This is a genomic window from Undibacterium sp. KW1 (assembly GCF_009937955.1).
Classification (GTDB): Bacteria; Pseudomonadota; Gammaproteobacteria; order Burkholderiales; family Burkholderiaceae_D; genus Undibacterium.
The window spans coordinates 747,715-761,858 of record NZ_AP018439.1 but is presented as its reverse complement, the minus strand read 5'-3'; the positions used below and the strand labels follow the sequence as shown (position 1 = coordinate 761,858).

Below are 14,144 nucleotides of genomic sequence, written 5' to 3'. Positions count from 1 at the left end.
TCGATCACAGGCCTGACTGAAAAGTCTGAGGAAAGTGTCCGCAGTGTCCGCAGTGTCCGCCCATCTATACACAAGCGGACACTTTGCTGCCTGATTTGCAACACGTATGGCCCCTGAAATTTGAATTCTCACTTGTTTTAGGTGCTGGCATGTTCTTTGCACAGAGTCTTGCCAGACTGTCACTCTGAAACAGCTGCGCCGTCGTAAAAAGGGATAAAAATGAAAACGAGACTGAATTTACTGGTCAAACTGGGCATAGCCAGTTGCATGCTGGGCACGATGCTGATCGCCAGTGCCGCACCTTTGGCAGTATCCAACCTGGACGCCCAATTGATTTCCTACTTCCGCCCGTACGCACCTGCAGCTGAAGTGCTGGTCAAAAAGGTAGAGAAAAACTTGCCCGCAGACAAGAGCGACTCCACGGCCAAGTCCAAAAACAAAGCCGTCAATGACACCCAAGTGTGCGTTGATAGTGAAGCAGACAAGAATCTGGAAGCAGAAGGCTTGCAGGGCAAGCAGTCTGATATGCCGAAGCTGCGTTAAGCTATGGCTGTCGGTATCAGCATTGGCACCACCATCAGCACACCGACAGCATCACCATCTTCAATTAGTATCAGGCTATCAAGCGCGAAGCTGCAACGCAGTTGTAACTTCGAGTGAACCTTCCCGCCTAATGAGTCGCCCCGCCGGCAATACGCAAATCCTTGTCGGTCTTCAATACACTCTCAAGCACTTTCAGTATCGCTGTCTTTAGCATTTCCAGCGGCATGCTGGCGGCTCCAGCATGGGCCACGGCCTGCTCAGGCAGATAGGGGATGTGGATAAAGCCAGCTCTTTGTATGCCACTGTCTGCCTTGCTTGCCAGATGCATGAGACCATAAAACACATGGTTGCAGACAAAGGTGCCAGCGGTCTGTGAAATCGAGGCGGGTATGCCACTCAAATGCAGTTCCTGCGCTATGGCCTTGATAGGCAGGCTGGTGAAATAGGCAGCGGGGCCGCCCTCTACCACAGGCACATCGACGGGTTGCACGCCTACGTTATCAGGTATGCGGGCATCATCAATATTGATGGCGATACGTTCCAGGCTGATGTCGGCACGTCCACCAGCCTGGCCCAGGCCTATCACAATCGCGGGATGATGCTGCCTGAGTGCGGCTTCCAGTATCTGCAGGGAATTCGTAAATTCGCAAGGCAGGCGGGCGCTGACGATCTGGTGATTGTCACCGATGAGCAAGCCATCCAGCCTGCGCACCACTTCCCAGGAGGGATTGCTTTGCTCGCCGCCAAAGGGATCAAATCCAGTCAGTAAAATGCGTTTCATGCCAGCCTCCAGGCCACTCAGGGAAAGACAAAGAAATGTATTAACAGGATATTGCAGGTCAGCACCAGCAGGGCTGTCGGTATCTGCACTTTAATCACTTGATACTTATCTTGCAACTCCAATAAGGCCGCAGGCACGATATTGAAGTTAGCGGCCATCGGTGTCATCAGGGTGCCGCAATAGCCAGAGAACATGCCTATCGCCACCAGCGCGGCCGGATTGGCATGGTGCTGGTTGATCAGGAATGGCAAGGCGATACCGGCAGTCATGACGGGGAAAGCCGCAAAAGCATTGCCCATGATCATGGTGAACAAGGCCATGCCTGTGCAATACATGATGATCAGGGTCAGGCGGCTGTCAGGGTTGATGAAAAGTTTGACGATGTCCTGTATAGCTTGCCCGGTTTTGGCAGCAACAAACACACCACCCAGCATGGCCAGCATTTGCGGCAAAATCAACGCCCAGCCTATGACATCTATCAGGCGACGCGACTCGCGCACGGCTTGTAGCGGCGTGCCACGGGTGTATAGGCAAGCAAGGCCCAGAGCGCAGATACAGGCTATGCATAGCGCAGTCAGGGTCAAATTCTTTTGGTCCAGCAAAAACCAACTACCAATCTGAAAGTCTTTCACCACCACTGTCAAAATGACAGTAACGATGGGTATCGTCAGCGCCGGGATAAAGATGCGGTTACCCAGTTTGCTGGCAATGTGCAGGCGCGCTGGCCTGTCATGATCCACGTGCTTGCCCATACCCAGTAAATTCGCTCCTGCCAGCACCGCCATCAACAAGACCGTGATGCCAACAATGCGGTAAGTCAGCGGCTTGCCCAGCGTGGCCAGCATGAGGTCGCCAAACAAAAAGCTGGAGCCGAACAGGAACCAGAACAAGGCCGTCGTGAAGCGTCGCGGGTTGCTGGTATCGCGCAGCGTCATATAAGCCACCAGCATGACGACGATGCCGATGAGGTAAAGAACCAGATTAATGCTGACCAGGCTGTTCATGCGTTCACCACCGCATTTGCCTGGTCTGCTTGATTAATCTTCTGCCAGGCCGCAATGTCTTTGGCAATGCTGGCGTCCAGCCGCGACAGGCGGAACAGGTGTATGAGCAAGGCACACAATGCCGTTGGTATGCCCCAGATACCTATCGCCAGCGGCTCAATACCATTGATACCATTTTCCTTCAAAAAGGCCGTCATCAGCAATACTGCACCAAAGGCAATAAAGATATCTTCGCCAAAGAACAGGGCGACATTATCACAGGCAGCGGCGTGGGCAGCGATGCGGTCGCGTATTACAGGTGGCAAGTCGCCATGCAAATTGCTAGCGGCACCTTCAGCCATTGGTGACAGCAAAGGCCGCACAGTTTGCGCCTGTCCGCCCAGACTCAGCAAACCCATGGCGGCGCTGGCTTCACGTACGACAAAGTACAGCATGAGGATGCGGCCCGTCGTTGCGCTGCGTATGCTCGCCACCCATTGCTGGGCGCGTTCACGCAGGCCATAGTGCTCCAGCAAGCCGATGATGGGTAGTATCAATAATGAACTGGTGAGTTGCCTGCTATTGAGGAATTTTTCACCAAAGGTTTCCAGCAGGCTCATGAAATCCATGCCGACGGCAAAGCCTGTACCGAGGCCGGCGACGGTAACAACGAGCAAGGGATTGAAGCGCAACGCAAAGCCGATGACGACCAGAGGTATGCCTATCAGTGGCAGTAGTAATGCCAGGTTCATGCGGTCTCCTGTTTTGTTTTTCTATAGTTTCTGGCCGAACATATTCCCTTGATAAAAACAGCTAAGACCTCTCAACACAGAGGCACGGAGACACAGAGATGTCACAGAGGGGAACAAAGAGAATAAAAGAACCCGGCGTATCTTGAAATAAATTTCTTTACAAAACCCTGTACGCCAACCTGTCCAGCCGCGTGCCACTGAGCCGCCCCAGCAACTTGCGCACGGGATCAGGATAATCCGTATTTTTTTCCAGTTCACGGTAATGTGAAATGACAGTCGTCTTCTCCATGATGCTGCTCAGCTCATCCTGTCTTTGCTGCTGCAATTCATGTTGTGGATCATGAATCAGCAAGGCATTTTCCAGGTCAAGGCGGAAGGCGCGCGGGTTGAGATTATTGCCTGTCATAAGGGCATAATCCTGGTCTATCCACATGCCTTTCAGGTGATAGGTATTGTCGTCGTCCTTCCACAGGCGCAGTTGCAATTGCTGGCTGGTGATTTCTGCCTGATGGGATTTGGCAAAGCGGCGCAAGTTAACCTCATACAGATAAGGCAAGGCAGCAATGACCTTGAAAGGTTCTTCAGGTGGGATAAAGAAGTCATTGGCAGTCTTGTCGCCAACGATGATACAGATGCGCACGCCGCGCTTGAGCGCGCGATTGATTTCACGCGTGACAGCCAGCGGGAAATTAAAATAAGGCGTGCAGATCGTGATCTGCGTCTTGCTGGCGGCCAGCAACTGGCAAATGACTTTATTCAGGGGATTGTTTTTACCCACGCCCACCAGCGGCGTCACGCTCAGGCCATGCCTGTCGTGTTCTTGTTCCACTACATTGCAGTCATAGCGCGCGCTTTTCAGCTTGCTCCTGAATTGCTTGATTTCACGGCGTATGCTGCGGGTAGCGGGTATCTCGGGCATATCCAGCCGGTGCACGGCGGCAGCGGATAACAAATGCTCGCGGATAAATTGCACCATGCTGTTGGCCAGCACTTTATTGTGGATCAACAGATAGCGGTCATGGCGGTATTTATCCTGCTTGTGCAAATACACATTGTTCAGGCTGGCACCGCTGTAGATGACTTCATCGTCAATGACAAAGCCTTTGAGGTGCAGCACGCCAAACAGTTCACGCGTCTGCACGGGTATGCCATACAGTGGCACGGTGTAGGCATGAGCCTTGCTGATCTCTTGATACCAGGCGGCATTGCCGCCACTTTTTGCGGCACCGATCAAGCCCCTTTGTGCCCGGTGCCAATCTACCAGCACAGCGATATCAAGCTCAGGCCGGGCCTTCTTGGCATCATAGAGAGCCTGCAATATCTCAGCCCCTGCTTCATCATTTTGCAGATACAGGCTGCATAAATAAATCCTGTGTTTTGCCTGGGCAATTCTGCTCAGCAAGGTGCTGCGGTAATCTGCTGCGGTATGTAGGGTATAGACGTCATCTGCCTGCAGGGGAATGCCATTTAGATGCGTAAGGTCGGAAGCGGACTTGAATAGGCGCATGTCTGTCTAATGAATACCAGTGAAAACCTAATGATGGTAACACTAGTCCATAGCCAGATACAAAAAACCCGCTAAGGAAATACAAGCGAGGTATTCACAGAAGTTAACGAAACAGATGCGCCATCCTGAAGCTGGATTGTTGCCCCAGTTGTTCAAAATGCTGATCCAGCCAGACTTGCGCCCTGGCCCGCCCTTCTGCATGCAGGCTATGCAAAAATGTCGCCTGTGCATTCAATTTGCTATGGCTGCTCAACTGGCTCATGAGTTCAGGTGCGGCAATCACATGCAGATTGAGCTTGCGCAGGCGGCGTTCCAGCCTGCCCCAGGTCAGCCAGCCACGGTCTGCTTCCCGCTTGGCCAGCAGCAAGCCCTGCAATTCAGTATGGAAGGTAGAACTGAAACCCATCTCGGTCAGGCGCTGCCAGATTTCATTGGAAGAAGTCGGCACTTGCGCCCTTGGCTGGGCATGCAGCAGGATGGCAATAATGTCGCGGGCAGCGCATTTGTGTACCAGCGGGAATAAAGGCGGGTTGGCAGTCAGGCCGCCATCCCAGTATGCCTCACCTTCTATCTCCACTGCCCTGTGCACCATAGGCAAACAGGCAGACGCCAGCAAGACATCCAGGCTCATCTGGCGGTTGCGGAACAGCTTCAGCGTGCCCGTGCTGACTTGCGTAGTGGCAATAAAAAGTTCTATGCCCGGTTGTTCGCGCAATCGCTGGAAATCTATCTGCGCCGCCAGAATGTCGCGCAAAGGGTTGATGTCGAAGGGGTTGAGCTGGCTGGGTGAAAAGAAACGTGTCCAGGCAAACAAATGTTTCATGGCAGCTGGCAGTTCAGATTGCGCTGCGATATCCGCCGTCAGTGCATGCTCATCCAGAGGCGCGCTGAACGGAGAACTGCTGGCGACGCTATCCCAGAATTTTTTCAGCGCCTGCCTGGCACCATCTGCCCCGCCATCAAGATAACCATGCGCCAGCGCTACGGCATTCATGGCACCGGCACTGGCACCACTGATCGCCTCTATGCTGACACGTCCATCTTCGAGCAAGCGATCCAATACGCCCCAGGTCAGTGCGCCGTGTGACCCACCGCCCTGCAATGCCAGTGTGACTGTTTTATTCATTGATTCCCTTTCAAGAGGCAGATGCCATGAGGGAGAGTGAAGCATAGAGGTGACCGGCTTATGACGTGGTCAGTGTGAGGGAATGGCAAGCAAGGGGTGTGCCTGTGGAATATCTGTAGGTTGGGCTATGGTTTACCAGCCCAACACTGGGCGAGTAAATAACATAGACGTTTTTTCAAGGTCATTCACCAAGCAACACTCGGCGTTTAAATAAGGTATACGTTTACAGAGGCACAGTGTTGGGCTGGAAAACCGTAGCCCAACCTACAAGCCTACAACCTGCGCCACACCTGCCACCGCTCCTTACCTGCAAACACGGGGATGGAGTCACTGACAGCCTGCTCTTCCAGCAAGCTAAAATACGGCGACATCAATTCACGAAATGCGGCGCTATGTATGGTAAACGGCGGCCCCTTGAGCGAGGCTTCTGGCGCATCATCAAAGAAAAAATACCCTGCCAGCAAAGCGCCTTTGGGTAAAAGTGCAGCCCAGCGTTTGACGATATCTGCCCGCATCGCGGGAGGTAATGCGCAAAAGAAGGCACGCTCATAAATCAGGTCCAGCGGCTGCGCTGGAGTGTAGGCGAAAAAATCGGCCTCGATAACATGTTTGCCCCACTCGCCTATCGCTGCCTGCGCGCTGCGCACGGCAGCAGGAGAAAAATCGATGGCGACAACAGGCCAGCCTGCTTGGGCCAGGAAGGCTGCTTCATAACCATTGCCACACCCCGGAATCAGCGTATTCATGGACTGCGACGCAGCCTGCATAAAAACCTGCAATTCAGCGGGCGCATTGCCCTTATCCCAAGGGATGAAGTTTTTTTCAAAACGCTCGTCCCAGAATTGCGGATTGCGCGGGTCGCGGTTTATGAAATCAGCCATGCTTCTGTATGAATTGATGCGTCAGATTTTGAAATAAAAATGCAGCAGCAATTGCGCCACCACCACACCAGAAAACAAGCCCGCACCAAAATACACGATGGTGCGCAGCAGGCGGTTGGTGCGTCTTTGCTCTGACAACAGCGCCATCAACATCTCATCGCTATGCCGGGGTTCGGCAGCGCGTGTCAGGGCCTGATGTGCAAGGCGCGGCAATTGCGGGAAGATATGGCTGTAACGTGGCCCCTCAGCCTTGAGTTTGTCCAGCAGGCCACGCCAGCCTACCTGCTCGCTCATCCAGCGCTCCAGATACGGTTTGGCAGTTTTCCACAAGTCCAGGTCAGGATCCAGCTGACGGCCCAGGCCTTCGATATTGAGCAGGGTTTTTTGCAGCAGCACCAGTTGCGGTTGTACTTCTACATTGAAACGGCGTGAAGTCTGGAACAGGCGCAGCAATACCTGGCCGAAAGAAATGTCTTTCAATGGCCGATCAAAAATGGGCTCACAACAGGCGCGCACTGCTGCCTCAAGCTCATCGACACGCGTCTCTTTCGGCGCCCAGCCGGATTCTATATGCGCCTCGGCCACACGCTTGTAGTCACGCTGGAAGAAAGCCAGAAAGTTTTGCGACAGATAATCCTTGTCGAAATCATTGAGCGTACCGACGATACCAAAATCCAGCGCGATATAACGGCCAAGTGTCGCTGGCGCGGTCGATACCAGGATATTACCGGGGTGCATATCGGCATGGAAGAAACCATCGCGAAACACCTGGGTAAAGAAAATGGTCACGCCATCGCGTGACAGCTTTTGCAAATCGACACCAGCTTCGCGCAATTTATCCAACTGCGAAATAGGTATGCCCTGCATACGCTCCATGACGATGACCGAAGACGAGCAATAATCCCAATGCATCTCTGGTACCAGCAACAAATCCGAATCAGCAAAATTGCGGCGTAACTGGCTGCCATTGGCAGCTTCACGCATGAGGTCTAGTTCGTCATGCAGATATTTGTCAAACTCGGCCACGACTTCTTTGGCCTTGAGACGTTTGCCATCTGCCCACAGTGCTTCCAGCCAGCCCGCAGCAATCTGCATGAGGGCCACGTCATCATCAATGGCTTCTTTCATGCCAGGGCGCAGCACCTTGACGGCAACTTCACGGCCATCCTTCAAAGTGGCAAAATGCACCTGAGCGATAGACGCAGAAGCCACTGGCACACGCTCAAAACTGGCGAATAACTGATCAGGATGTGAGCCCAGGGATTTCTTGATTTGGGCTATCGCCAGGTCGGGGTCGAACGAGGGCACGCGGTCTTGCAGGTGTGTCAGTTCATCGGCGATGTCCGGCGGCATGAGGTCACGCCGGGTTGATAATACCTGGCCAAACTTGACGAAGATGGGGCCCAGCTCTTCCAGCGCCTTGCGCAGGCGTTCTCCACGCGGTGCAGAGATGTCGCGCCAGAATATGATGGTATCAATCAGACGTGCCGTACGTGGCACGGACAGACCGGAAATCGCAATTTCATCGATGCCATATTTGATGGCGATACGTATGATTTTCGCCAGTCTGAGAAACTTCAATATCATCCGCGCATCCTTTCCAGTTTTTCGATGCGCTTGATAAGACGCTCGACATCATCCCGCGTCTTGTTGACTTCGGTACTAAAGCCCTGCACGGCCTGAGGCCGGACCAGCATGGGGTTTTCTTCTAAAAAATATTCAGCCAGGTTTTCCTGGATTTTTTGATGGGTTTCCAGAGCAGTCTTATGCAGGGATTTGGCAAAGCCAACCATGCGTACTGCCGCGACATCACCAAACAGCTTGCTCAAATCTTCTTCTGCTTCCCAGCGCAGGTTCTGGCTAAGGTTGGAAATGGTATTGGCAAAGTCTGCATCGCCTTCTATTTTGACATAAGAAAAGGCACGGTCACGGTTTTGCGCGATCAGCGGCAAATCGCTGAGTTTGACGTAGATGGTGACTTGCGCCAACTCGTCGGCGGCGGCGTTTTCCAGCAAGCCATCTGGCGCAACTTTGAGGCGCAACTGCATGGTTTGCAAGTCTATACAGGCAATTTTACCGGCATGCGGCAAGAGCTTGTTTTTAGCCCAGCTTTCTTGCGCCAGCAGATGATTGATAAAAGTTACAAAAGGTGCGGAGGGGATCATGTTCAAATCAGGACTGTTGCAAAACACCGGCCAACTAGAAATGGCAACCAGATATATCGTGCAAATAAAAAACCGCCCAGCATTTGCGGGGCGGCTTCCAGTTTAACAGCTTATCGCAACGAGCATCGCTGCGCAGCATCAAAACTTTAGGACTCTCGCAAAATTGTTCCAGCAATCTTGCAGCGCCGACGACAGTACAATTGTACGGCTAGGCGCTGTAAGGCCGCTGGAGCGGTTTTGCGTGAGTCCGTCATTACATTTGTTGGATACCGGCCAATACCCAACCACCCTGACCATTGACTGGCTTGGACAAGTTCCATACTTCATTGAAGGCTTCTGCCGGTGCATTGGCAGCTTCCTTGATCATGCCGGTGAATTTGATACTTGCCAGATAATCAGCGCCTACGGTTTCTACGCCCAGCATATCTGCATTCAAGGTCACGACATCAGTGACATTGGAAGATGCACCGCGTTCCTGAATTTGCAGTTTCAGTTCAGCATACATTTCTGCCGTCGTGAATTCACGCAGATCATTGATGTCAGCCTTGTCCCAAGCCGCCTGCAGGCGGATGAAATAGCTTTTTGCATTACGCAGGAAGCCTGGTACATCAAAGTCAGCCGGAATAGTCCAGGTGGCATTGGTGTCAGCATTGCCACCTGAAGAAGCCGGGGCATTGTTTTGGAAAGCCATAGGCTGCGGTGTCACAGGCGAAAGTGGCGCTGCGCCGGCAAACGCTGGCTGATTAAAACTATTGCCCGTGCTTTGACCATTCTTGTTACGGAACAAGCGGATCACGAAGAAAATCGCAAAACCGATCAGGGCAAAGGTCAGCAAGCTACCCAGCATGCTGGCAGCTGCACCACCCAGGCCAAAATGCGACAAGGCTGCGCCCAGCAAGGCACCACCAATCAAACCACCGGCAATACCCTTCCACGGGATACCTGGTTTTGGCGGTGTCACTGCTGGTGCTCCGGCAGCAGGTGCAGGTGCGGCAGCCGGTTTGGCCGCGTTAGATGGAGACGGCGGCGTAGCCTGACGCGTTACATTATTGGATTGACGACCTATAGAGCCGCCACCACCAAGACGCTTGGCTTCTGCGTCAGAGACTGTCATTGCCATCGTACTTGCTACGACCAGCATGGCGATCAGAAACTTTTTCATCATTCGACTCCTGTTTGTTTCAAGGTTTTATTACTTCAGACTGCTTTTTCCAGACTTTTTACATCACAACTGCGCTTACAACTTGATACCGGTGTGTAAAGCGGCCACACCTGCCGTCAAATTAAAATATTGCACACTTTCCAGACCTGCTGTTTCCATCATGCCCTTCAGGGTTTCCTGATCGGGATGCATACGTATCGATTCAGCCAGGTACTTGTAGCTGTCTGCATCTCCAGCTATCTTTTGCCCCATCCAGGGCAAGACCTTGAACGAATACAGGTCATAAGGTTTTTGCAGGATTTCTGGTACTTTGGAAAATTCCAGCACCAGCAATTTGCCACCTGGTTTCAGTACACGCTGCATTTCTGCCAGTGCCTGATCCTTGTGTGTCATATTGCGCAAACCAAACGCCACGGTCACTCTGTCAAAGTAATTATCCTGGAAGGGTAATTTTTCTGCGTCGCATAACAAGGTGGGGGTGATCAGGCCCTTATTCAAGAGGCGGTCACGCCCTACCCTGAGCATGGATTCATTAATATCGGTATGCCAGACCTCACCGGTCTTGCCCGCCTGACGCACGAATTCCTTGGTCAAATCACCCGTACCACCCGCAATATCCAGCACCTTGAAGCCAGGGCGCACACCAGCCTGGGCGACCGTGAATATCTTCCATACCCTGTGCAAGCCAGCCGACATCATGTCATTCATGACATCATATTTGGCGGCGACGGAATGAAAAACCTCGGCGACCTTATGGACTTTTTGATCTTCTTCTACGGTGGTGTAACCAAAATGGGTGGTATTGCTCATGTTATCTGCCCTGTTTTCTTCAAGAATGCTGAATTATCACGGTTTTCTGACGCCTGTAGAAATTTCCACTGCCTGACATTCAGCTTCTTATGTAACGGATTGTATCTCAATCACTGCAAGTTTCTGCACACTATGCAAAAAAATCAGTTTTCCCCTGTCAGCGTCCTGACCACAGCTTGCTGCCACTGCGCTGCATTCCTGGTATTCCAGACCAGATGGACTTCTTCCATGCACTGAAAACCGCAGTCCGTCACTTCAAATCGCACCAGATCAGCATCGTCGAGGGCAAAATCAGGCAGGTAGGCCAGGGCCTTGCCCGACCTGACCATGGCCAGCAGCAATTGCAAATCATCTATCCAGTAGGCGATGCGGCGCGGGAACTGGTCATCACGCCAGCCATCAGAGTGCTTGCCACGTTGCTTGCCGCAAAGCAAGGAGCGTGCAGGGCTGACAAAATCATGGGCCAGCACCTGGGTACTGGTGAAATTCTGTCCTTGCTGGCTGGCAGCACCGCCCAGCAAGGGATGCTGTTTGCCCGCCAGCAATTGCAGCCTCAGCGTGCCCAGAGAAACACTGGCCCAGTCTGCCGACCAATGGGCAGTGCGGCCATGCAAGACTTCGCCGGTGACCAGGGCGTGGCTAACCTCCCCCCTGGCCAATGCAGCCAGGGCATCTTCTTCATACATGCTCAGCAAATGCATGTCTGCCGCCGGGTAAGCTGCCATGGCTTGCGCCAGTTGCTCGGCATGCCGCCACAGCAGTATGGCCGGGCCTGCCACGCGGCAACTGATGCTGGCATCATCACCCCGCACATCGGCCCTGGCCTGGTCAGCCATGGACAGCATATTGCGGGCAAAGTCCAGCATGCGCTGGCCACTGGCATTCAGGCTAAGCTGCTTGGCAGAACGGTCAAACAACACCGTATCCAGGTCACCCTCCAGCCTGCGCAAGGCCTTGGAAATGGCAGAAGGAGTCAGGTGCAGCTCCTGTGCTGCTGCTCCCAGCGATGGCTGTCTTGCCACACAGGCAAAGATTTTGAGGTCTATGAGGTTCATCTTATTTAGGCTTCTTTAGGCCTCTCGTTTAAATTTCCAATTTGGACATTAAAAGTGAATTTATATTGCTTTACGAGACATTTTAACAAACCTACTATGTCAGCATCTCTTACTAATCTTGATCCCGCCATGACCAGCATTGAAAACCTGATACACCAACAATGGATATACACCCGCCATCCCACAGGTATAGTCAGCGATGAACACTATGAATTGCGCAGCCAGCCCCTCGATACCTCGCTGGATCGCAATGAAGTATTGATAGCCGCCCGCTACATCAGCGTAGATCCTTACATGCGTATCAACCAGTCGTCCAAACCCACCTATAACCCGGAACCGCACCCGCTCAATACCGTGCAAGCTGCTGGCGTAGTCGGCCAGGTGCTGGCATCAAATGCCACCAGCCTGAAGGCCGGTGACTGGGTATTTGGCATGACGGGCTGGCAAAGCCATGCGCGCGTGCATGTCAGCGCTCTGACCAAGATAGACCCCACCATTGCACCTGTCAGCACCGCGCTGGGCGTACTCGGCATGCCAGGCCGCACCGCCTGGTTTGGCCTGACCGAAGCAGGCAAGCCACATGCGGGTGAAGTGGTGGTGGTATCCGGCGCCGCCGGTGCAGTTGGCTCACTGGTAGTGCAATTCGCCAAACGCCATGGCGCAAAAGTATTGGGCATCGCCGGTGGTGCAGAAAAATGCGCGTGGCTGAAAGACAAGCTGGGTGCTGACTGGGCGCTTGATTACAAAACCTTCAGCAATGACGAATCACTGAGCCAGGAGATACTAAAACTCACTGGTGGTGTCGATGTGTATTTCGACAATGTAGGCGGCATGGTCACCGATGCCATCGTCCCCATCATCAAACGCCGCGCCCGCATCATCATCTGCGGCCAGATCAGCCAATACAACGGCGGCCTCGACGTGCCAGAAATGGGCCCGCGCCTGCTGCAACACATGCTCTACCAGCGCGCCACCATACAAGGCATACTGGCCCGCGATTACCTGCACCGCATGGATGAAATGCTGGCCATCGTCGCGCCCTGGGTCAAGGCAGGTGAACTGGTATTTGAAGAAACCATCATCGACGGCTTTGAACAATTACCGAAGGCATTGAATTCATTATTCACAGGCGAGCATCGCGGCAAATTGCTGGTGAAGGTATAAGCACATGAAACGCTATTTATCTTTCATCCTGCTCAGCTTTTGCTTCATCTTCAGCACCCATGCAGAAAACAAACACGGCCCTACCTGGGGCGTCCACGGCATGCTCCTGTTCGGCAACAGCGCAGGCATGTATGTCTCTCACCTGCCCATGTTCCATGCACCGCATGATTACCAGGTCGTCTTGCAAATACGCTGCCTTGATCAAAAGCTGGATGCTGCCATCAAAGCCAGGCTGGAACAAAAACTGGTCTTGTGGACCATGGAACCAGAACAATTCGAGATCGCCAGACTGGCCGCAGACAGCAAGTCGCAGCTGAAGCAGTTCAAGGCCAATATCGTGCTTGGGCATTTTGAACAGGGTGGTAAAACCGAGTACAAGGATGTGCCGATAGTCGTAGAAAAGACCCTGATTTTCCGTCAGCTATCACCAGAAATGCGCGAGAACAAACAGGCTGTTTATCATCAGATTGGTAGTGGCACGCAACGATTCCTATTGAAAGAAATTGACAGCAGACCTGACTTTGATCATTTGCTGGCAATCAGCGTGCCTGCGGCTGTGGCGATGGCTGACGTGGTGGTGAAGAAGACGGGATTGCAGGCAGTGAGTGATGCGGAGTTTTTGCAGGTCCTACAGGCTAAGGTGGATAAGCGGGCTGCTGTTAAGGGGACGATTTATCTTGATAAGGCGGATTTGGAGTAAGCTGACAAGCTGGACACGCATCACTCACCAGCGCACATATTAGCGTCGGTTTTGAAGTTGGGTTGCTTTTGACTTTCAGCAGTTCCCATGTGTTGACGCCGTTTGTGCTGTACAGAAAATGGATTAAGAAATGCCCGTGTTTGAGCGCAGCGAGTTTCGGGCATTTCCCATTTTTTGCACTGCACAAACGGGAACCCCCTTCAGGGGGCGACGACGCCTGGGTCGCCTTTTTGGCATACCTTTTTGGCGAAGCAAAAAGGTATGTAGCCGCCGGTCTACCACCGGCCTGCAATTTTAAATAAGGTATGCACGTAGTTAAAAAACGAACTAAGAAATATCGCGTCGTTTTTTAAGAATACGTTGATCGTAGGCCGAGTGTTGGGCTGGTGAAGCATAGCCCAACCTACATTCGGCGATATGGCTTGGTTACAGATGAAATTCTTGCTGGACGGCTGTTCGCGGCGGAGGCAGCCCCTACAAAGATACGGCTATGGCGTAGTCCTCGGTGTCACAAC

Annotated in this window: 14 protein-coding genes; 3 read left to right on the top strand and 11 right to left on the bottom strand. The window is 52.8% G+C overall.

Going from position 1 to position 14,144, the window contains the following annotated elements; translation table 11 throughout:
* Positions 1-219 precede the first annotated feature (219 nt).
* Positions 220-543 carry a hypothetical protein gene (locus tag UNDKW_RS03490; RefSeq protein ID WP_162057599.1) on the top strand — a complete coding sequence of 108 codons (324 nt, stop codon included), beginning with the start codon at positions 220-222 and terminating at the stop codon, positions 541-543.
* Positions 544-670: 127 nt separating this feature from the next.
* On the opposite strand, the gene pcp is transcribed toward UNDKW_RS03490, so the two are convergent.
* From pcp to UNDKW_RS03435, 11 genes are all read right to left on the bottom strand, one after another.
* Positions 671-1,324: a pyroglutamyl-peptidase I gene (gene pcp / locus UNDKW_RS03485; RefSeq protein WP_162057598.1), complete on the bottom strand. Its 654-nt coding sequence runs from the start codon at positions 1,322-1,324 to the stop codon at positions 671-673.
* Positions 1,325-1,341: 17 nt separating this feature from the next.
* Entirely contained in the window at positions 1,342-2,328 is a 987-nt protein-coding gene (locus UNDKW_RS03480) for a DUF979 domain-containing protein (RefSeq protein ID WP_162057597.1), read from the bottom strand.
* Positions 2,325-3,059, bottom strand: a complete 735-nt coding sequence (locus tag UNDKW_RS03475) for a DUF969 domain-containing protein (RefSeq protein ID WP_162057596.1) — start codon at positions 3,057-3,059, stop codon at positions 2,325-2,327. Before UNDKW_RS03475 ends, UNDKW_RS03480 begins: the two co-directional genes overlap by 4 nt.
* A gap of 157 nt (positions 3,060-3,216) precedes the next feature.
* Positions 3,217-4,566: a CDP-diacylglycerol--serine O-phosphatidyltransferase gene (gene pssA / locus UNDKW_RS03470; RefSeq protein ID WP_162057595.1), complete on the bottom strand. Its 1,350-nt coding sequence runs from the start codon at positions 4,564-4,566 to the stop codon at positions 3,217-3,219.
* 103 nt (positions 4,567-4,669) lie between these two features.
* The gene (locus UNDKW_RS03465) at positions 4,670-5,692 is read right to left on the bottom strand and encodes a patatin-like phospholipase family protein (protein WP_162057594.1); all 1,023 of its coding nucleotides are present in this window, start codon (positions 5,690-5,692) and stop codon (positions 4,670-4,672) included.
* A gap of 272 nt (positions 5,693-5,964) precedes the next feature.
* Positions 5,965-6,573, bottom strand: a complete 609-nt coding sequence (locus UNDKW_RS03460; RefSeq protein ID WP_162057593.1) for a methyltransferase — start codon at positions 6,571-6,573, stop codon at positions 5,965-5,967.
* A 21-nt stretch (positions 6,574-6,594) separates the two neighbouring features.
* Positions 6,595-8,160, bottom strand: coding sequence for a ubiquinone biosynthesis regulatory protein kinase UbiB (ubiB, locus tag UNDKW_RS03455; RefSeq protein ID WP_162057592.1), 1,566 nt, complete (start codon positions 8,158-8,160; stop codon positions 6,595-6,597).
* Entirely contained in the window at positions 8,157-8,738 is a 582-nt protein-coding gene (locus tag UNDKW_RS03450; protein WP_162057591.1) for an SCP2 domain-containing protein, read from the bottom strand. The genes ubiB and UNDKW_RS03450 overlap by 4 nt, the downstream gene beginning before the upstream one ends.
* A 253-nt stretch (positions 8,739-8,991) precedes the next feature.
* Positions 8,992-9,900, bottom strand: a complete 909-nt coding sequence (locus tag UNDKW_RS03445; protein ID WP_162057590.1) for a Tim44 domain-containing protein — start codon at positions 9,898-9,900, stop codon at positions 8,992-8,994.
* A 75-nt stretch (positions 9,901-9,975) separates the two neighbouring features.
* Positions 9,976-10,710 (bottom strand): bifunctional demethylmenaquinone methyltransferase/2-methoxy-6-polyprenyl-1,4-benzoquinol methylase UbiE, encoded by a 735-nt coding sequence (gene ubiE / locus UNDKW_RS03440; RefSeq protein WP_162039755.1) that lies wholly within the window; start codon positions 10,708-10,710, stop codon positions 9,976-9,978.
* A 143-nt stretch (positions 10,711-10,853) separates the two neighbouring features.
* Positions 10,854-11,765, bottom strand: coding sequence for a LysR family transcriptional regulator (locus UNDKW_RS03435; RefSeq protein WP_162057589.1), 912 nt, complete (start codon positions 11,763-11,765; stop codon positions 10,854-10,856).
* 96 nt (positions 11,766-11,861) lie between these two features.
* Between UNDKW_RS03435 and UNDKW_RS03430 the strand changes: the two genes are divergently transcribed.
* Positions 11,862-12,929 carry an NADP-dependent oxidoreductase gene (locus UNDKW_RS03430; protein ID WP_232063223.1) on the top strand — a complete coding sequence of 356 codons (1,068 nt, stop codon included), beginning with the start codon at positions 11,862-11,864 and terminating at the stop codon, positions 12,927-12,929.
* Positions 12,930-12,933: 4 nt separating this feature from the next.
* A complete protein-coding gene (locus tag UNDKW_RS03425; RefSeq protein ID WP_162057588.1) occupies positions 12,934-13,629 on the top strand; it encodes a hypothetical protein in 696 nt (231 codons plus the stop codon).
* Positions 13,630-14,144 lie beyond the last annotated feature (515 nt).